The following is an 18436-nucleotide window of genomic DNA, read 5'->3' on the forward strand; positions in this document are numbered from 1 at the left end:
CACCCAGCGCCAGCATATTGCCATTGCTGCCCGACGCATCGGCGGCGGCCACCTGGTCCGGGCTGAGCGACGCGGCGGTCAATGTCGCGGCGCTGGTGCCGGTGAACAAAGGTTGGCCCGGATTGCCATTGGCGTCGGTGCCCGCCTGATGCGCGGCATTCAGCTGGTTCGCAAAATCATTCGCCATCGTGTCGAGTGCGGTGCGCTGGTCGGCGACATGGTTTGCCCCCTCGGCCATCCCGGCCAGCGCGCCGGTCGCGATGGCGAGCGGCGAACCGCCGACGCTGAACGACAGACGGCCATCGGCAGCGGCGGTCACCGCGATCGGGTTCACCACGCCGCCGCCGACGAGCAGGTCGCCCGATCCGGCCGCGCGCAGCGTTACCGCGCCATTGTTGTCGAAGGTCGCGCTGACGCCCGCCTGCGACGACAATTTGTCGAGCAGCCGGTCGCGCTCGTCGAGCAGGCTTGCCTCGTTCGTCGATCCGGTCCGCGCCTTGCGCAGCCCGATGTTGATCTGTTCCAGCGCATTCAGGTCGCTGTTGAACTGGTCGACCCCGCTCGCGGCGGCACCCTCTATCCCTTCGCCCATCTTGTCGAGCTGGCCCGCAGCGGTGCGAAAGCCCGACGCGATATCGTCGACGGATTGCAGGAACTGGCTGCGCAGCGTCCGGTTCGACGGGTCCGAGGTGAGCTGGTCGGCGGTGGTGTAAAGCTTGGTCAGCCCGGTCTTGATGCCGTTGGTCTCGTCGCTGAGCGCCCCTTCGACCTTGTCCAGCCAGCCGAGTTTCGTCGACGACCGTTCGGCATCGCCCGAGGTGATGCGCGAATCCTCGATCAGCCACGCATCGACCGCTCGGTCGATGCCGCGGATATCGACGCCGCCGGGATTGGTGTTGCCGCGATAGAAGATGGAGTTGCCGCCGCCGACGGCTTCCATCATTTCCAGCCGGCGCCGCGCATAGCCCGGCGTCTGCGCGTTGGCGATATTGTCGCCGATCGTCGACAGCGCGCGCGAATAGGCCTTGAGGCCGCTATAGCCGATGCCGAGCAGGTCGCTCATTGCACGCCTCCGGCAGGGCGGGCGGCCTGTCCGGCAAGCTGGCCGCGGAACTGCCGTTCGACCATGTCGGCGATACCGAACTGACGCGTCGCGGCGATCGAATCGGCGGTGCGGGCATCGGCCATTTCGCGGAAATTGTCGGTGGCGCTCGACCCGAAGATGTCTTCGCCCAGCTTCGCCTGCCGCATCGACGCCATCAGTTGGCGCAGGATGACGGCTTCAAAAGCCTCGGCCGCCTTGCGCAGCCCGCCATCGCCGCCGCCGGCGGCGGCGGGCACGGGCGTGCTGCCCGCAGAAGAGATAGGCGTCGTCATATGATCACCAGTTCCGCAGTGAGCGCGCCGGCCTGGCTCAGCGCCTCGAGGATGGCGACAAGGTCGCCGGGAGGAACGCCCATGCGGTTGATCGCATCGACAAGTTCGGAAAGCGAGGCAGTCGGCCGGACCAACATGACCGGGCGATAATCCTGGTCGACGCTGATTTCGCTCGACGGTTCGATCGCGGTCTGGCCGCGGCTGAACGGCGCGGGCTGGACGACGGTCGGCGATTCCTTGATCGAAACGCTGAGCTTGCCCTGTGTTACCGCGGCGGTGCCGACGCGCACCGCGCCGTTGATGACGACGGTGCCGGTGCGCGCGTTCACGATCACCTTGGCCGGGGGCTCCGCGCGCTGCACACCCAGATTTTCGATTTGCGAGATCAGCCGGATGCGTTCGTCGCCGCCGCCTTCCGCGCGGATGGCGATGCTCGCGCCGTCCAGCATCGTCGCCGCACCGGGCAACGCCGCGTTGATCGCGTCGGTGACGCGCTTGGCATTGGTCGCATCGAACTGGTGGAGGTTGAAGGTCAGCTGGCCGGCTGTCGCAAAGCCGGTATCGACCGCGCGTTCGACCGTTGCGCCGCCCGCAATCCGGCCGCTCGACGGGACATTGACCGTCAGCTTCGATCCGTCGGCGGCATCGACGCCGAGGCCGCCGATCACCAGATTGCCCTGCACCATCGCATAGATCTGGCCGTCGGCGCCATAAAGCGGCGCGAGCACGAGCGTGCCGCCGCGCAGGCTCTTGGACTTGCCGATCGCCGACACGGTGACGTCGAGACGCTGGCCGGGCTTGGCAAAGGGCGGCAGTTCGGCGGTGATCATCACCGCTGCGGCGTTTTTCAGCGCCGGGTTGACCCCCGGCGGCAGCGTCAGGCCAAAGCGCGACACCGCGCCCTTCATGCCCAGCGTCGAATAATCGAGGCTGTCGTCGCCGGTGCCCGCAAGCCCGACGACGATGCCATAGCCGGTCAGCTGGTTGGCACGCAGGCCCTGGAACTGGCCCATGTCCTTGATGCGCTCGGCCTGCGCCGGCGCCGCGAAGGCCAGGCTGGCGAGCAGGAGCGCGAAAAGGGTGAACAGGGACGGACGCTGGGTCACTTCATATTCCTCTTTTAAAAGGGGCTGATCATCGAGAAGAAGCGCTGGAGCCAACCCTGGCGGCTGGCGCGCGCAATCTCGCCCTTGCCGACATAACGGATGTGCGCGTCGGCGACGCGGGTCGACAGGATGCGGTTGTCGGCGCTGATGTCGATCGCGCGAATGATGCCCGAAATCTGGACCCGTTCGTCGCCGCGATTGAGGGTGAGCAGCTTTTCGCCGCGCACCAGCATCGTCCCATTGGGATAGACGGCGGCGATCGTCACGCTGACTTCGCCCGACAAGGCATTCGACTGCGACGCATCGCCCTTGCCCTTGAACTGCTGTCCGCCGCCCATCGCGATATCGCTGGGGTTGAACAGCGACAGCGGGCCCGTGACAGGCGGCGTCAGGCCGATATTGCCGTCGCGCTGCGTGCCCGCGGCGTTGCTCTTGGTTGCCGCGGTACGCTCGACGAGCTGGATCGTGACGATGTCGCCGACCGCGCCCGCCCGCCCGCCCGAGGTGAGCGGGACATAGGCGCCCTGGAAGATCGAGCCGTTCGCCGGCAGCGGCGCCGATGGCATCGGCATCGTGACCGAAAAGGCATCGGGCGGCAGCTTGTCTTTCGCCTGCACCGCGAACGGCGCGAACGCGACAGCGAGCATCGCCAGGCTAGAGAGTCTGCGACGCATTTTTCATCATCTCGTCGGTGGCCGAAATCATCTTGCTGTTGACCTCATACGCGCGCTGCGTCTCGATCATGTCGACCAGTTCCTCGACGACGTTGACGTTCGATCCCTCGAGCATCCCGCCGCGCAGCGTGCCGCGACCCTCCTCGCCCGCGCCGCCGACTTGCGGGGCGCCCGAGGCCTGGGTTTCGACGAGCAGGTTGCCGCCGATCGCCTGCAAGCCGGCCGGATTGGCGAAACGCGCAATCTCGATGCGGCCGAGTTCGGTCATCGCGCCGTCGGCGCCGGTTGCCGACACGGTGCCGTCGGCCCCGATCGACACATTGGTCGCGTCCTCGGGGATCTGGATCGCCGGGGTTACCGGCTTGCCATCCGACGTGACGATCGTGCCATCGGGTGCGCGGCCGAAATTGCCCGCGCGGGTATAGCCGGTCCGCCCGTCGGGCATTTCGACCTGGAAATAGCCGGCGCCGTCGATCGCGACGTCGAGCCCGTTGCCCGTCGTCGCGAAACTGCCCTGCGTGTCGATCCGCGCGGTGCCGTTCAGCGCGACGCCAGTGCCGAGGTTGAGCCCGGTGGCATAGCGGTTTTCGGCCGACGACGGCGCGCCCGGCGCGGTCATCAGCTGATAGCTCAGCGTCTCGAAGCTGGCGCGATCGCGCTTGAAGCCCGTGGTGTTCACGTTGGCGAGGTTGTTGGCGATCACCTGCATCCGGAAGCCCTGGGCATCCAGACCGGTTCGCGCGACGTGCAAGGCACCGAAGCTCATGTCATATTCTCCTTGAAGCGTGATGCTCTAACGCGGAAGCTGCATCAGACTGGCGGTCGCGCTGTCCATGTCGCGCGCGTCGCTGACGAGCTTGAGTTGTGTATCCCAGCTGCGGCTCGCCTCGATCATCTCGACGAGCGCGGTGGTTGCGGCGACGTTCGACCCTTCGATCGAACGGGTCAGAAGCCGCGCCTCGGGATCGTCGGGCAGGATGCCGCCGCCCTTGACGCGGAACAGGCCGTCGAGGCCCTTGGCAATGTCCGAACCCGCCGGGGTGGCGAGCCTAAGCCGGTCGACCTCCTGCGGGTTTTCGGGATCGCCGCCCTGCGGCACGACCCACACCCGGCCTTCCTGGTCGATGGTGACCGCATCGGCGGGCGGGATCGTCACCGGGCCCTGGCCGCCCTGCACGGGGTTGCCGTCGCCGGTGGTCAAAAGCCCGCTGGGCGAAATCTGCAAGTCACCGCGCCGCGTATAGGCTTCTTCGCCGTCCTTCGCCTGCACCACGAGCAGCGCGTCGCCCTGCATCGCGATGTCGAGGTCGCGCCCCGTCGAGGTCACCGTCCCGGCGCGCATGTCGGCGCCCAGCACCTCTTCGGACGCCATCGCGCGCGCGTCGAGCCCGCTGCCGTTCAGCCAAAGCGACTGCGCTTCGGCCATGTCGGCGCGAAAGCCCGGCGTCTGCGCGTTCGCAAGATTGTTGGCGATCGCCGTCTGCCGGGCCATGCTGCCCCGCATCGCGGTGAGGCTGGTATAGATGAGGCGGTCCATCGAAATTCTCCCGGCAGGCGGCGGTCAGGGCGGCGTCAGCGCATGCCGATGATCGTCTGGGTCAGCGCGGACGCACCCTCGATCGCCTTGGCATTCGCCTGGAAATTGCGCTGTGCGGCCATCAGCATCACCAGTTCCTCGGTGATATCGACGTTCGATCGTTCGAGCGCACCGGCCCGGATCGCGCCCATCGGGCCGTTGGTCGCGGCGTCGATCGTCGGCGGGCCGCTTTCGCCCGTCGATTGCCAATGGGCGTCGCCGGTCGGGCGCAGGCCCGACATCGTCGGGAAGGTCGCCATCGCAACCTTGCCGAGCGTCTGGTCTTCACCATTGGCAAAGGTCGCGGTGACGAGGCCGTCGAGCCCGATCGTGACGTTCACCAGTGCCGAGGTCGGGTCCGACGGCGCGCCGTCGGGCAGTTCAAAATCAAAGGCACCGGCCAGCGTATTGTCGGTCACATTGCCGTTGGCATCGACCGGGAGCAGTTGCAGCTTCGCACCCGTCGAATCGATGACATGACCATCGGGCGTCGGCTCGAACGAACCGTTGCGGGTGTAGGTCACCTGTTCGCGCGGCGGGTCGCCCTTCACGATGAACATGCCTTCGCCGACGATCGCGAGGTCGAGCGTCTTTTCGCTCGCTTCATACGACCCTTGCGTAAACTGCTGGGTGATGCCGTTTAGGCGCGTGCCCTGCCCCGCGATCATCTTGGTCGACTGCGTCGGCGACGAGGCGAAGATGTCGCCGAACTGCGCCTTGCTGCGCTTGAAGCCGACCGAACCGGCGTTCGCGATATTGTTCGAGATGACCGACATATCGGTCTGGGCGCCTTTGAGGCCCGAAAGCGACGTGTAGAATGACATGGACTTATCCTTCCTGCGTGGTGGGTGCGGGCGCCGGGGTGGCGGCCTTGATATCCTGGAGCAGCTGGGTCTGCGCCGTGAGCTGCTCCGAAATCTTTGCGAGCGCGGTGTTCGTTTCACTGATCCCGGCCAGGCTCGAAAACTGCGCCATCTGGGCGACCATTTCGGTATTATCGACGGGATTGAACGGATCCTGCTGCGACAGCTGCGCGGTCATCAGGCGCAGGAAATCGCTCTGCCCCATCTGCTGACCGCTGCCGGCAGGCTGAATGACCGGGTTGCTGTTGTTGGTGATGCTGTTGACGCTCATCTTATTGTCCCATCCTGAGGGTTTCGTTGATCAGGCCCTTCGCGGTTTCGAGGACCTGGACATTGCTTTGGTACTGGCGTGCGGTCTCGACCATCTCGACCAGTTCGGCGGCGCTATCGACCGCGGCCTCCCAGACGTTGCCATCGGCATCGGCGAGCGGGTTCGACGGGTCGTGGCGTTTCGACGGTGCCATTTTCGAGGTCGTGACCTGGTCGATCTGGACCGTCGCACGGCCGTGATCGTCCATGACCGTGCGAAAGACGGGTTTGAGCGAACGAAAGGCGCCGGCCTCGCTGCCCGCGACCGTTCCCGCGTTGGCAAGGTTTGACGCCGTGGTGTTGAGCCGGACGAGCTGCGCCGACATCGCGCGGCCGCTGATATCGAAAACGGAGAAACTGCCGTTCATCGTCATTCGCCCTTGATCGCGCGGGTCAGCGTGTTGATGCGCCCCGACAGGAAAGACAGGCTCGACCGGTAGGCGAGCGCGTTTTCGGCATAGGCGGTCTGTTCGGTCGCCATTTCGACGGTGTTGCCGTCGAGCGACGCCTGGACCGGCACGCGATAGGACATCGCGCCCTCCACGGCATGGGCGGTCGAACCGCCCTGCTGCGCCAGATCGAACGCCTTCGCAAAGTCGATGTCGCGCGCCTTGTAATTGGGCGTCGCGGCGTTCGCGATGTTCGACGCGAGCATCATCATCCGCTGGCTGCGGAGCTGGAGCGCCGTCGCGTGCAGTCCAAAGAGCTTCTCGGATGCCATCATCCCATTCCTTCGCTTGTCGCCTCGCGGCAACGGGCTTTCACGGTGTCCGGACCGATGCGGCACGGACGCGCGGAAAATCACCAAGGCAGGTTGCAATCACCGTGCCAAATCATCTTTATCGCTGAATTTCCGATGTTTGCTGTGGCGCCGGGATCGATCGCGACGGCGCTCGTCAAAAATCCGACGAGCCCGCATCGCGGGATGCGCGACCGCGCTTCAAACCGCGACTGGCACAGTTCCTGCAATTATCGAGCGAACCGTCGGACCCGAAGGAGATCGATCATGTCCCGCAAAACCGTCACGCGCCTTGCCTGCCTCGCGGCCTGTGCCGCGACCGTCCCGGTCGCCGCACAGGCGCAGCAGGCCAATGAGGACTGGCAGGCCATCGACGCGCTGACCGATATGGTGGCGAACGCCATGGGCCGCAGCGCGACCCCGATCGATCGGCGGATCAAGCTGGCGCGCTGTCCCGAACAGGCATCGATCACCAAGATCGATGCCCATACGCTGGCGGTGCGCTGCGCCCCGCTCGGCTGGCGCCTGCGCGTGCCGTTGAGCGCGCCGGAGGGGGGCACCGCCGAAGCGGCTTCGGCAGAGACCGGCTTTTCGCGTCCCGGCACCGCCGCGCCGGTAATCCGCCGCGGCGACAATGTCCGCGTCACGATCGACGCACCCAGCTATTCGGTCAGCTATGCCGCGATAGCGACCCAGGATGGCCGCGTCGGCGAAACAATCGCCTTGCGGGGAAATGACGCCAAATCATCGCTCAGCGCGACCGTCACCGGCCCGGGCCGGGCGCGCCTCGACAACTGAATTCCTGGCCTGCTCGCCACCCAATGGCCCGGGGGCTGTCGGCATTCCGACGTCCCGGGCCTTTCTTTTGTCTTTTTGCGACGGGCCGCCTTAATGGGCTCGGGCGCCGTCCGTTAAAGCCTTCGTGAACCGCGTCGTCACTTTTCTGACGGCGCCGGATGGAGGCCAATATGTCAGGTGACAGCAAGATCGGACCCGTCGGCGGCATTGGCCGCACCGGCCCGCTGCGCCGGGTCGCCAGCGAAGCGGCCGCACCGATGCGAACCGCCGCGCCGCTCCAGCCCGCACAGGATCATTTGCCGACCGCGCGGCTGACGCGGCTCGCCAGCAGCCTGGCCGATCAGGCTCCGCCGGTCGATGTCGCCCGCGTCGCCGCGCTCCGCACCGCGATCGCAAACAACAGCTATGGTGTGCACCCCGCGATCATTGCGAGCGCGATGCTCGATTTTCACGGCGGGGCCGAATGATGCTTTCGCAAATGGACGATATACAGGCGCGGCTCGACACGCTGGTCGGCGCGCTCGACGGGCACGACGCCGGGGCGATCATCGCCGCGACCGAAGACCTTGCCACCGCGGTCATCCTGTTTCGCGGCACGGCCGTCCCCGTGGGTAGCGAGCTGCGCGCGCGCACGCTGATCGGACAGACCCTCGGACGACTGGAAGCCGCTGCGATGCGCGTCAATATCCTGAAGGACTGGACGCGTCAGAGGATTGACAGGAGCCACGAAATCCGTGGAACCCATCCGCGCGGGGCTGCTTTAAGATACTGATAACCAAGTAATATCGCACCCAATCGGCGAAATGGCACGATGATTGCTTTTGGTCTGCTGAACCAGCGGAACCACAGCCATGAACGCCATCAACAATCCCCAAGGCCCATCGCGCATCGCCGCACCCGTCATGGATGCGGTGCAAAAGGCGTCGGCGCGATCGGGGATCGATTTCGACTATCTGGTCGACGTTGCGCGCGTCGAAAGCGGTTATAATCCGGCCGCGAAGGCGTCGACATCGTCGGCGCGCGGGCTGTACCAGTTCACCAAGCAGACTTGGCTTGCGACGCTCGATCGCCACGGGGCGAACCACGGGCTCGCCTGGGCCGCCGACGCGATCGGACGCGATGCGTCGGGTCGGTTGACGGTGATCGACCCCACGCTCCGCCAGCAGATTTTCGACCTGCGCGACGATCCGTCCGCGTCGTCGAACATGGCGGCCGCGCTGACCGGCGACAATCGCGATTATCTCGAAAGCCGGATCGGCCGCACGGCCGAGCCGGTCGACCTCTATCTCGCCCATTTCCTTGGGAGTGGCGGTGCCGCCAAATTCCTGTCGGCCCTCGACGCCAATCCCGACCAGCCCGGCGCATCGATGATGCCCGAGGCGGCGGCCGCCAATCGACCGGTCTTTTACGCCCCCGACGGCAGCATGCGCAGCCTGGCGGAGATCCGCGACCGCTTTCGCGCGAAGCTCGAAAACGGCGGCAAGATCGAAAACGTCAAACCCTTCGCCCCCGTGGGCTGGCACGCCGCAGCGACCAGTTCGAGCGGGCTCGCCGGCGCCGGCGGAGGCCGTCCCCCACTCCAGATGATGGATATCCAGCCTATGCCGAAAAAGCTCTCGATGGGCTTTGCCTCCGATGCCTATCGGCGGCTCGCGGCGCTGTCGGGCGGCGCGGCATGACCGCGGGCCTGAACTTCGGCAACATCGGGCGCATGGCGGGCGCCGCCGCGCTTCCCGTCGGCATGTTGATCCTTGTCGGCCTGATGGTGATCCCGGTCTCGCCGCTGATCCTCGACATCAGCTTCGTCGCCAATATCATGATCAGCCTGGCGATCCTGATGGTCGCACTATCGGCCGCAAAGCCGCTCGATTTCTCGTCCTTCCCGACGGTCCTGCTGCTCGCGACCTTGTTCCGCCTGGCGCTCAACGTCGCCTCGACCCGCGTCGTGCTGGTCCATGGGCACGAGGGCACCGCGGCCGCAGGCCATGTCATCGAGGCATTTGGACAGGTGCTGATCGGCGGCGACTATGTTGTCGGCCTGTTCGTCTTTTTCGTCCTGATGATCATCAACATGGTCGTGATTACCAAGGGCGCGGGGCGCGTATCCGAAGTGTCGGCGCGCTTCACGCTCGACGCGCTGCCGGGCAAGCAGATGGCGATCGACGCCGATCTCAACGCCGGGCTGCTCAGCCCCGAAGAGGCCAAGGCGCGCCGCGTCGAAGTCGCGACCGAAGCCGATTTCTATGGCTCGATGGACGGCGCCTCGAAATTCGTGAAGGGCGACGCGATCGCCGGGCTGTTGATCCTGTTCGTCAATATCGTCGGCGGGCTGATCCTCGGCATTTTCAGCCACGGCCTCAGCTTTTCCGAAGCCGGCAGCAATTATGTCACGCTGGCGATCGGCGACGCGCTCGTCGCACAGATCCCGGCGCTGCTGCTCTCGATCGCCGCCGCGGCGATTGTCACCCGCGTCGCATCGCCGTTCGACCTCAGCGGCCAGATCAGCAGCCAGTTCTCCACGCCGTCGGTCTGGATGGCGGTTGGCGGCATCCTCTTCATCCTCGGCCTCGTCCCCGCGATGCCGCAGATGCTGATCCTGCCCGCCGCCGCCCTGTCTTTCGCCGTCGGCTGGCAGCTTCGGCGATCGGCAGCCGCCGTCGCCGATGCCCCCGAACCCGCGGCCCCCGCGCCCGACCCCTCGCTGATCGAGTGGGCCGACGTCAGCGACGCCAGCGCGTGCCAGCTCGAAATCGGCTATGCGCTCGTTGCCCTCGTCGACGAACGGAAGGGCTCGCCGCTGATGACGCGGATCACCGGCATCCGTCGCCAATTGTCGAAGGAACTCGGTTTCGTCGTCCCGCCGGTGAAGGTCAGCGACGACCTGTCGCTGCCCGGCAACGTCTATCGCATTTCGGTCGCCGGGGTGATCGTCGGCGAGGACGAAGTCTTCCCGCACGAGATGCTCGCGCTCGATTCGGGCGACCTTGTCACCAAGGTTACGGGACGCCCGTGCAAGGACCCGACGTTCGGCCTCGACGCGCTGTGGATTCCGAAAGCGATGCAGAATGACGCGATCGCCGCGGGCTATACCGTCGTCGATCCGGCGACCGTCGTCGCGACGCATCTCAACAACAGCATCGTCGGCGCTGCTGCCGAGCTGTTCGGGATCGACGACGCGCAGGCGCTGATCGAAAATCTGAAGCTCCACTATCCGCAGCTCGCCCAGAATCTGTCGCCGCAAGGCTATGCGCTGCCGCGCGTCGCCAGCCTGTGCAAATCCCTGCTCGTCGAACGCGTGCCACTGCGCGACTTCCGCAAGATCGCCGAGGCGATGGTCGCGTTGTCGGCCCAGCAGCTGGGCGAAAGCGACCTGGTCGAAGCGGTGCGCCAGCGCATCGGGGCGCTGATCGTCCAGACGATCGTGCCGAGCCGGATGCCGCTGCCCGTAGTCACGTTCAGCCCCGAGGTCGAGATGCTGCTGAACCAGGCCGTGCGCGCTAACCCCGCCGCCGAATGGCCGTTCGAGCACGGCATGGCGATGACGATCATCGAACAGGTCGGCCAGGCGGTCGAACCTTTGCTCTTGCAGACGCGCAGCTTCGCGCTTGTTGCCTCGCCGATCTGCCGGTCGGCGCTGTCGCGGCTCGTGCGCGCCACCTTCCCCGACGTCGCCGTCATTTCCTACCTCGAAATCCCGGCGAACAAACAGACCGAAATCGTCGCGACGATCGGCGCCGAAGTTCCGCGCCTCGCGCCCGGGCCGGACGCCCACATGGAGGACCAACCGCATGAGAATTGAGCCCGTCGAGCAATTTGCCGCGACGACCGGCCGCAGCGCGCGCGCGCGGGGTTATGGCGAAAGCGTCGAGGCGCTGGTCGAGGAATATGCGCCGCTGGTCCGCAGAATTGCGTGGCAGGTGTTTTCGCGCGTGTCCCGGACAAGCGAACTCGACGACCTGATCCAGACGGGGCTGATCGCCCTGATCGAGGCCAGCCGCCATTATGAAGAACGCGGTTTTGCGTTCGCCACCTATGCCACGACGCGCGTCCGCGGCGCGATGATCGACCAGTTGCGCCGCGAAGCCGACGTCGGCCGATCGGCGATGGTCGCGGCGAAACGCGTCCAGGCGATGCGCGGCGCGCTCGAACAACAGCTGATGCGCGCGCCGACCGCCGCCGAGATGGCGGTGGCGTTCGATATGTCGGCCGAGGATTATTTCGCGCTCGAACGCAACGCGACGCACGGCCGCTCGACCTCGCTCGACGAACTCACCGATATCGGCGCCTTTCTTGCCGCCGACGATAGCATCGGCGCAGGCGAAAAATGCGAGCAGGAGGATCTGATGGGGGCGCTGCGCCAATGCGTCAGCCGCCTGTCCGAACGCGAACAGATGGTGTTGCAGCTCTATTTCTTTGAAGAGCTCAACCTGCACGAGATTGGCCTGACGCTGGACGTCAGCGCCGCCCGCATCTGCCAGATCAAGCGCGAGGCGATGATCAAGGTCGACCGGATGATGCGCGAAATGACCGAATAGCCGGTGCGGGCAGACCCGCCATGGCCTTTAGCGATATCCGCGTAGCGATGTCCGCGTCGGCGGCGTCACGCCGCGAGTGTGCGGCCGGTCGGCGAGGCGGCGCCGACCTTGTCGAAATAGCTCGCCATGCGTTCGGTTCCGATGTCGGTCAGCCGAACAATGGTGCGCCGCCGGTCGCGCTCGTCGATCGAGCGATGCACCAGCCCCAGCCGTTCGAGCGCGCTGATCATGCGGAGTCCCGACGACAGCGGAACCCCCGCGCCGGTTGCCAGGTCGCTGGCGCTGAGCACGCGGCCGTGCGAGCCGGCCAGCATCAGGTCGAGCATCATGTCCCACGTCGGGCCCGACATTTCGGCGGCGCCGAAATGGCTGCGGCGAATCCGCCGGATCTGGATGCTGAACGACAGCTGGTCGAGCAGCCCGGCCTTCGGCGACGATTCTGTTCGCGCATCGACATCCGGGCGCGCCTGGACCGGCAGCTCTTCGGCGCGGCCCGCAAGCATCTCCTGGATCTGGTCAACGCGCGATTTCAGCTCGGCAATTTCTTGGTTTGAAAATTGCTGCATGTGATGATGCCCCCGGGGGAGCCACGCACACTAGGCTGCGACTTCGCTTCGCCGACTGGACGAACCCGATGCATAGATGATCAGCAACAGGATCGGATACGATATATAGACTGAGAGGAGCGAATAGGGTCGCGCCAATATCTCCGAAAACATGAACTTCTGGATATGGCCGAAAATGGCGATCAGCTGCCATCCGGTGATCCAGTAAGGCCAGAAACTGTGCGTCTTCATGGCAATGAGCCAGAAGCTGAGCAGCACCAGCAAGTCGATGACGAAGATATTCAACTCAATATCGGTCCAGGTCGGGAAAGGCGTCACGGCACTGGTGAGGACCGAAGCGATCAAGGCTGTATAGGCCGCCCATCGTTCCAAGGGGCCGCCGCGTCGGATTGCGACGGCCACCGTGATGAGCAGGACAGCATAATAGATCGCCACGGACCACATTGTGGCTATCAACCTTTCTTGCGGATCAACCTGCTTTGGCGAACGCCGGCGCGTCGAGGCCCGAGCGATCGTTGCTGCCTTCGTCGACCAGCTTCGCGGCGGCCGGCTTGACGCCCGCGCCGAACATCCGCGTACCGAGGCCGACTTCCTTCTGCGTCACCGTCAACGCAAGATGCGCGTCGGTCAAGAGCTGGCGGACATCGCCGGCAGCGGCAAGCGCGTGAGCGACCTTCGCCATCGCTTCCTGGCCGACGATCGCCGACATGTTGGTTTCGCGGCGCGCAGTGGGCAGCGTCGCGGCAAGCTGGGCGATACGGATCATCGCTTCGTCGATGGCGTCTTCGGCCAGATGCAGGTCGGAAGCGATCTTTTTTGCCGCAGAAACTCGTTCGTTCAGCATACTCTTTTTCCTTGAAAAAGAATGCTACCGGTTTCCCCCCCGCAGCATTCGGTTCGAACATTCAGGTCATCACACGACCGAGTCCGACAAGGATCGAATAGAGGGCGGAGAAAGCCAAAATTGTCGCGAATGCGATCAAAATCGGCCAGATTATCCTTTCCATCAACCCATGCCGGTTGGCCGGCTGGGACGCGGTAGGAAATGGCGAACCGATATCGAATAATCGCCGAAACGAACTGCGCCCCGGCTCGGCATCGTCGGCGGGGGTAACGTCGCCTAGGTCGATCAATTGATATGTCAAAGGCTGATAAGGGGTAACATGGTCGAAGACACCGTTAACCGCCAAGATACGCGCCGCCTCTATCCTGTTGGAAACATTCAGTTTTTTTAGGACGCGTCGCACGCGCTCATCGACCGTGTGCGGCGACACATTCATCAGGCGCGCGATCTGTTTGGAATTTTTATGCTCGTAAACGTGCCGCAACGTCTCGATCTGCGCCGCCGACAGCAGGCTGATGTAATTGTCGGGGTCGCCGTGCACGGGGTTGGAATAGAGCATCACGAGTCGAAATCAAGGTCGGTAGATAGCTAATTTCTGGCCTGACCCATTCTCGGCCAGACGCACGCGCCCACGCATCCGCACCAACAGCCTGTCGAGTCGGGGGCGAGCTATCCCCCCTCCTTCAGCGTGCGGTAACGCAGGATCGACTTTTCGATGTGGCGTCGCGCCGCGCGCCGCGCCGCGGCCGGGTCGCCCGCCTCGATCGCCACGACGATCGCCTCGTGATCGCGGTTGATCGTATGGGCATAGCGCTGGTGCTGGACCGGGTCGTCGCCTTGCAGATACAATCGACGCGAGGGGACGAGCCGGACGCCGAGGAACTGGGTGAAGCGCAGGAAGTAGGGGTTTCCCGTCGCGCTGGCGATCGCGGCGTGAAACGCCGCATCGGCAGCTACCGACGCATCGACATCGCTGCTCTGCTCCATCGCGTCTAGCGTCCGGCGCAACTCGGCAATGTCGGCGTCGGTTCGCCGCCGCGCCGCCAGATCGGCCATTTCGGCCTCAAAACCCATGCGCATTTCAAGCAGTTTCAGCACATCGTCGATCTCGCCGACCTCTTCGGCAGTGACCTGAAAGGCGCGATATTGGGCGCCGGCCGGCACATACGCCCCGGAGCCCCGCCGCGATTCGAGCAAGCCGCGGGCGGCAAGCCGCGAATAGGCCTCGCGCACGACGGTTCGGCTGACCCCGAAATCCTCGGTCATCGCCTTTTCGGTCGGGAAACGCGATCCGGGCGGCATTTCGCCCGTCTCGATCCGCTCCTCGAAACGCCGGACCAGATCGTCCGCCAGCGATGCCGCCTTGGTTACCACCATGGTCGATGCGTTATCATTGCGTTTGAAAACTGGAAAGGGTCAGAAATCGGGACGCTGGGCATCGACATAGCTATTCCACGCCTCGCGCGTCGCGAAATCGCCGCCGCGGTCCCACGCCGCGCCGCTGTAATAGACGAAGGGCCGTCCCGGCCGCACGCGGACGAGGGCCAGATAATTGTCGGCATCTTCGGCAAAGCCCGCGAAACTCGCGGGATCGACGATCACCGCCGCCGCCATCCGACCCTTGTCCCCGTCGGCCGGCCCCCACCAGCTCAGGCGCGCGCCCGCGCTGTCTTTCCGCACGTCGCCCAGCCTGCCCCCGCTGATCGGTCGTTTGGAAATGCCGATCGCCACGATCAGGTCGGCGTCGCTGTTCGACGTGATGGTCGAGGTCATGCGCGTGAAGTTTGTTCCCGCCCGCAGGGTGAAGCGCCGCGTCTCGCGGACCGTGCGCAGGACATCGACGGGCCAGGGTTCATAGTCGACGGTGAAATCCGCGACATCGCCGCCGCTGTGCAGAATGCGCGGGCGGACATAGTTGCGCGAGGTCCACAGCTTGTTGTCATACCAGATGCCGAGCCCGCCGGTGCCGCGCCCGGTGCCGACATTATAGAAATCCAAACCCTCGCCATGATCGGCATGCTGGTCGCCGGTGCGCAGCTGGCGCTCCATGAAGGGCCAGCGAACCCTCTTGCCCCAGGCATCGACGCCCGAAGAAGAGGGCGGTTCGGCCTTTTCGAGTTGGCGGCCATAGATGCGAAAGGCGATACGGTCGTTTTCCCAGAGCAGATCGTCGAAGCGATAGTCCGCGATCGACACGGCGGCGCGCGCGCTTTGCTCGTCCGCAGTGGCGGGGCGGAACGGTTCAGATTCCAGCGCTGTCGCCGGCGCAGCACACAGGGCCAGGGCGGGCAGGATCAACCGCATCACCAATTCCACATCGTCCCGTCTTCGAGCCGGTTCACCGGCAGATAGGCGCGGGCATAAGGGAAGCTTTGCGCGAGCGCCTCGTCGATGTCGACGCCAAGCCCCGGCGCGTCGCCCGGATGGAGCATGCCGTCGGCGAAGCGATAGCCATGCGGGAACACCGCATCCGTTTCGGCCGTGTGGCGCATATATTCCTGAATCCCGAAATTCGGGATCGACAGCCCAAGATGCAACGCCGCCGCCATTGTCACCGGCGACAGGTCGGTCGCGCCGTGACAGCCGGTGCGGATTTGATGAAGGTCGGCAAGCGAGGCGATCTGGCGCATATGCGTGATCCCGCCCGCATGGAGCACGGTCGCGCGGATATAGTCGATCAGCCGGTTCTCGATCAGCGCCTTGCAATCCCAGATCGAGCTGAAGATTTCGCCGACCGCGAGCGGCGTCGTCGTGTGCTGGCGGATCAGGCGGAACGCCTCCTGGTCCTCGGCCGGGGTCGCATCCTCGATCCAGAAGGGGCGATAGGGCTCGAGATCCTTGCCCAGCCGCGCCGCCTCGATCGGCGTCAGCCGGTGATGGATGTCGTGGAGCAAATGGACGTCCCAGCCCAGCGCCTCGCGCGCGGCGGCAAAGAGTTCGGGCACGACGCGCATGTATTTCGCCGTCGACCAGACATTTTCGGTCGGCAGATCATTATCGGCGGGTTCATAGAAATAGCGATCCTTGCTGACGCCATAGGTCGACGCCATCCCAGGCACCCCGCATTGCAGGCGGATCGCCTTATACCCCTGCCGCTGATAATCGAGCGCCGCCTCGATCGTGTCGGCGATGCTGGTTCCGTTGGCATGACCATAGACCATGCAGCCTTCGCGTGCCGCCCCGCCGAGCAGTTGATAGACCGGCAGCCCGGCAATCTTGCCCTTGATGTCCCAGAGCGCCATGTCGACGGCAGCGATCGCGGCCATCGTGACCGGGCCGCGGCGCCAATAGGCGCCCTTGTAGAGATATTGCCAGATGTCCTCGATCCGGTGGGCATCGCGGCCGATCAGGCAAGGCGCGACATGGTCCGAAAGATAGCTGGCAACCGCAAGCTCGCGGCCATTGAGCGTCGCGTCGCCCACGCCGGTGGTGCCGTCGTCGCATTCGATCTTCAGCGTCGTGAAATTCCGGCCCGGCGAGGTCAATATCACCCGGGCTGACACGATTTTCGGCATTCCATCCCCTTCGGCCACATAAGCGAGTTGTGTGACAACCTTATTGACACTGGATCGAAAAGGAAAGACATATGTCACCGGTGTCAAGGCCAAAGGCTGACATTAGCAATGGGAGGCGGAATCGCGATGGCTGACGCAGCTTCACCCCGCGCGTCGGCGCGTCCCGCGCAAAGCTTCCCATGCGATCGCCCCGAAACGCCTTGCTTTCGCCGGCCGACTCCCGTTCCCGCAAAGGATATGACATGCCGCTGAGCCTCCTTGCCCTTTTGATGTCTGCTCCCGCCGCCGTGGTGGCACCCGCCGAACCGGCGATGCCGCAACCGGCCGCGATCCTGGCGCAGACGCGCCGGGTCGCCGACTGGCAGTTGGCGAACCGCACCAATTGGGCGACGATGCCCGCGGCGCGAAAGAGCGTGCAGGAAGCGCGCGACTGGCAACAAGCGACCTTCTGGGTCGCGCTGACCGAGCTTGCAAACCGCGACAAAAGCTATGTGAAACCGCTGCTCGATCTCGGCCGGACCGAAAAATGGCAGCTTGGCGACCTGCCCTATCACGCCGACGACCAGCTGATCGGCCAGGCCTGGCTGTGGGCGGCGGAGCGCGGCGCGGGCCGGCAAGCTATCGCGCCGACGCGGGCCTATTTCGACCATGTGCTCGCCAACCGGCCCACGATCGGCCTTGAGTTCATTCCCGTCGCGCCGGGCAAGGGCACGTCGACATGCACCGACCGCTGGTGCTGGTGCGACGCGCTGTTCATGGCGCCGCCGACGCTGCTGCGCCTGGCAAAAGCAACCGGCGACCGACGCTACGCCGATTTCGCCCATGCGGAATTCAAGGCAACGACCGACTATCTGTTCGACCCCACCGAAAATCTCTATTTCCGCGACAGCCGTTTTTTCGACATGCGCGATGCCCAGGGCCGCAAATTATTCTGGAGTCGCGGCAACGGCTGGGTCATGGGCGGCCTGGTGCGAATGCTTCAGCTGATGGACCGCAACGACCCGAAACGGCCGATCTATGAAAAGCTGTTCAAGGACATGTCGGCCAGGCTGGTGACATTGCAAAAGGCCGACGGCTATTGGCCTGCCTCGTTGCTCGACACCGATCCCGGCACGCCGCCCGAATCGAGCGGCACCGCTTTCTTCACCTATGCCTTTGCCTGGGGCGTCGACAACGGCCTTCTCGACCGGCGGACCTATGAACCCGCCGCGATCCGGGGATGGCACGCGCTGCAAGCGGCGGTGCAACCCGACGGGATGCTCGGCTGGGTCCAGCAAGTCGGCGACCGCCCCGAGAGCGTGTCGGCAAAGGAAACCCAATTTTACGGCAGCGGCGCCTATCTGCTCGCTGGAACCGCCATGTATGATTTGTCGAGGAAGCACGTAAGACGTTGAAATAATGCGACGAACCCGCCAATCTCGGTGCGCGACGCGGGCGATTGACTTACCCTCTCAAAGTTGTAATACATTTCGCAAGTTGTATTACATATATTATTGACACCGGTATCAACCGGGTCACGCCCCCGGCGACGGCG

At 64.9% G+C, this 18436-nt stretch carries 23 protein-coding genes and 1 pseudogene; 7 read left to right on the forward strand and 17 right to left on the reverse strand.

The features are described from left to right. The 10 genes and pseudogenes from flgK to flgB all read right to left on the reverse strand — a co-directional run. Positions 1–1063: pseudogene (gene flgK, locus A3E77_RS07300) on the reverse strand (flagellar hook-associated protein FlgK); the annotation flags it as partial. Next, on the reverse strand, positions 1060–1377 hold the full coding sequence (locus tag A3E77_RS07305) for a rod-binding protein (protein WP_293644558.1): 318 nt from the start codon (positions 1375–1377) through the stop codon (positions 1060–1062). The gene A3E77_RS07305 and the pseudogene flgK, both read right to left, overlap by 4 nt. After that, the gene (locus A3E77_RS07310; protein WP_458574423.1) at positions 1374–2483 is read right to left on the reverse strand and encodes a flagellar basal body P-ring protein FlgI; all 1110 of its coding nucleotides are present in this window, start codon (positions 2481–2483) and stop codon (positions 1374–1376) included. The genes A3E77_RS07305 and A3E77_RS07310 overlap by 4 nt, the downstream gene beginning before the upstream one ends. A 14-nt stretch (positions 2484–2497) precedes the next feature. Continuing rightward, entirely contained in the window at positions 2498–3157 is a 660-nt protein-coding gene (locus A3E77_RS07315; protein WP_293644560.1) for a flagellar basal body L-ring protein FlgH, read from the reverse strand. Then, on the reverse strand, positions 3138–3923 hold the full coding sequence (gene flgG / locus A3E77_RS07320; protein ID WP_293644562.1) for a flagellar basal-body rod protein FlgG: 786 nt from the start codon (positions 3921–3923) through the stop codon (positions 3138–3140). Before flgG ends, A3E77_RS07315 begins: the two co-directional genes overlap by 20 nt. A gap of 27 nt (positions 3924–3950) precedes the next feature. Beyond that, a complete protein-coding gene (locus A3E77_RS07325; protein ID WP_293644564.1) occupies positions 3951–4694 on the reverse strand; it encodes a flagellar basal body rod protein FlgF in 744 nt (247 codons plus the stop codon). A gap of 35 nt (positions 4695–4729) precedes the next feature. Beyond that, positions 4730–5557 carry a flagellar hook basal-body protein gene (locus A3E77_RS07330; RefSeq protein ID WP_293644566.1) on the reverse strand — a complete coding sequence of 276 codons (828 nt, stop codon included), beginning with the start codon at positions 5555–5557 and terminating at the stop codon, positions 4730–4732. A 4-nt stretch (positions 5558–5561) separates the two neighbouring features. Next, entirely contained in the window at positions 5562–5867 is a 306-nt protein-coding gene (locus tag A3E77_RS07335) for a flagellar hook assembly protein FlgD (RefSeq protein WP_293644568.1), read from the reverse strand. Position 5868: 1 nt separating this feature from the next. Beyond that, a complete protein-coding gene (flgC, locus tag A3E77_RS07340) occupies positions 5869–6279 on the reverse strand; it encodes a flagellar basal body rod protein FlgC (protein ID WP_293644570.1) in 411 nt (136 codons plus the stop codon). After that, a complete protein-coding gene (flgB, locus tag A3E77_RS07345; RefSeq protein WP_293644572.1) occupies positions 6276–6629 on the reverse strand; it encodes a flagellar basal body rod protein FlgB in 354 nt (117 codons plus the stop codon). The genes flgC and flgB overlap by 4 nt, the downstream gene beginning before the upstream one ends. A 282-nt stretch (positions 6630–6911) precedes the next feature. On the opposite strand from flgB, the gene A3E77_RS07350 reads away from it, so the two are divergent. From A3E77_RS07350 to A3E77_RS07375, 6 genes are all read left to right on the forward strand, one after another. Beyond that, positions 6912–7442 (forward strand): flagella basal body P-ring formation protein FlgA, encoded by a 531-nt coding sequence (locus A3E77_RS07350; protein ID WP_293644574.1) that lies wholly within the window; start codon positions 6912–6914, stop codon positions 7440–7442. Positions 7443–7612: 170 nt separating this feature from the next. Then, the gene (gene flgM / locus A3E77_RS07355; RefSeq protein ID WP_293644576.1) at positions 7613–7909 is read left to right on the forward strand and encodes a flagellar biosynthesis anti-sigma factor FlgM; all 297 of its coding nucleotides are present in this window, start codon (positions 7613–7615) and stop codon (positions 7907–7909) included. Next, a complete protein-coding gene (locus A3E77_RS07360; protein WP_293644578.1) occupies positions 7906–8214 on the forward strand; it encodes a hypothetical protein in 309 nt (102 codons plus the stop codon). Before flgM ends, A3E77_RS07360 begins: the two co-directional genes overlap by 4 nt. Positions 8215–8293: 79 nt before the next feature. Beyond that, on the forward strand, positions 8294–9121 hold the full coding sequence (locus tag A3E77_RS07365; protein WP_293644580.1) for a transglycosylase SLT domain-containing protein: 828 nt from the start codon (positions 8294–8296) through the stop codon (positions 9119–9121). Continuing rightward, the gene (gene flhA / locus A3E77_RS07370; RefSeq protein ID WP_293644582.1) at positions 9118–11241 is read left to right on the forward strand and encodes a flagellar biosynthesis protein FlhA; all 2124 of its coding nucleotides are present in this window, start codon (positions 9118–9120) and stop codon (positions 11239–11241) included. The genes A3E77_RS07365 and flhA overlap by 4 nt, the downstream gene beginning before the upstream one ends. Next, on the forward strand, positions 11231–11977 hold the full coding sequence (locus A3E77_RS07375) for a sigma-70 family RNA polymerase sigma factor (RefSeq protein ID WP_293644584.1): 747 nt from the start codon (positions 11231–11233) through the stop codon (positions 11975–11977). Before flhA ends, A3E77_RS07375 begins: the two co-directional genes overlap by 11 nt. Positions 11978–12042: 65 nt before the next feature. On the opposite strand, the gene A3E77_RS07380 is transcribed toward A3E77_RS07375, so the two are convergent. From A3E77_RS07380 to manD, 7 genes are all read right to left on the reverse strand, one after another. Continuing rightward, positions 12043–12543 carry a MarR family winged helix-turn-helix transcriptional regulator gene (locus A3E77_RS07380; protein ID WP_293644586.1) on the reverse strand — a complete coding sequence of 167 codons (501 nt, stop codon included), beginning with the start codon at positions 12541–12543 and terminating at the stop codon, positions 12043–12045. Between the two features lie 30 nt (positions 12544–12573). Beyond that, entirely contained in the window at positions 12574–12987 is a 414-nt protein-coding gene (locus A3E77_RS07385; RefSeq protein ID WP_293644588.1) for a hypothetical protein, read from the reverse strand. A 25-nt stretch (positions 12988–13012) separates the two neighbouring features. Next, a complete protein-coding gene (locus A3E77_RS07390; RefSeq protein WP_293644590.1) occupies positions 13013–13387 on the reverse strand; it encodes a hypothetical protein in 375 nt (124 codons plus the stop codon). Positions 13388–13448: 61 nt separating this feature from the next. Beyond that, positions 13449–13946 (reverse strand): response regulator transcription factor, encoded by a 498-nt coding sequence (locus A3E77_RS07395; RefSeq protein WP_293644592.1) that lies wholly within the window; start codon positions 13944–13946, stop codon positions 13449–13451. Positions 13947–14056: 110 nt separating this feature from the next. After that, a complete protein-coding gene (locus A3E77_RS07400) occupies positions 14057–14764 on the reverse strand; it encodes a FadR/GntR family transcriptional regulator (protein WP_293644594.1) in 708 nt (235 codons plus the stop codon). A gap of 39 nt (positions 14765–14803) precedes the next feature. Then, positions 14804–15691 (reverse strand): DUF4861 family protein, encoded by an 888-nt coding sequence (locus A3E77_RS07405; protein ID WP_366652619.1) that lies wholly within the window; start codon positions 15689–15691, stop codon positions 14804–14806. Next, positions 15691–16902 (reverse strand): D-mannonate dehydratase ManD, encoded by a 1212-nt coding sequence (gene manD, locus A3E77_RS07410; RefSeq protein ID WP_293644596.1) that lies wholly within the window; start codon positions 16900–16902, stop codon positions 15691–15693. The genes A3E77_RS07405 and manD overlap by 1 nt, the downstream gene beginning before the upstream one ends. A gap of 269 nt (positions 16903–17171) precedes the next feature. On the opposite strand from manD, the gene A3E77_RS07415 reads away from it, so the two are divergent. Next, positions 17172–18296 (forward strand): glycoside hydrolase family 88/105 protein, encoded by a 1125-nt coding sequence (locus A3E77_RS07415; RefSeq protein WP_293644598.1) that lies wholly within the window; start codon positions 17172–17174, stop codon positions 18294–18296. The last annotated feature ends 140 nt before the right edge of the window (positions 18297–18436 follow it).

The organism is Sphingopyxis sp. RIFCSPHIGHO2_12_FULL_65_19, assembly GCF_001830555.1.
Lineage (GTDB): Bacteria > Pseudomonadota > Alphaproteobacteria > Sphingomonadales > Sphingomonadaceae > Sphingopyxis.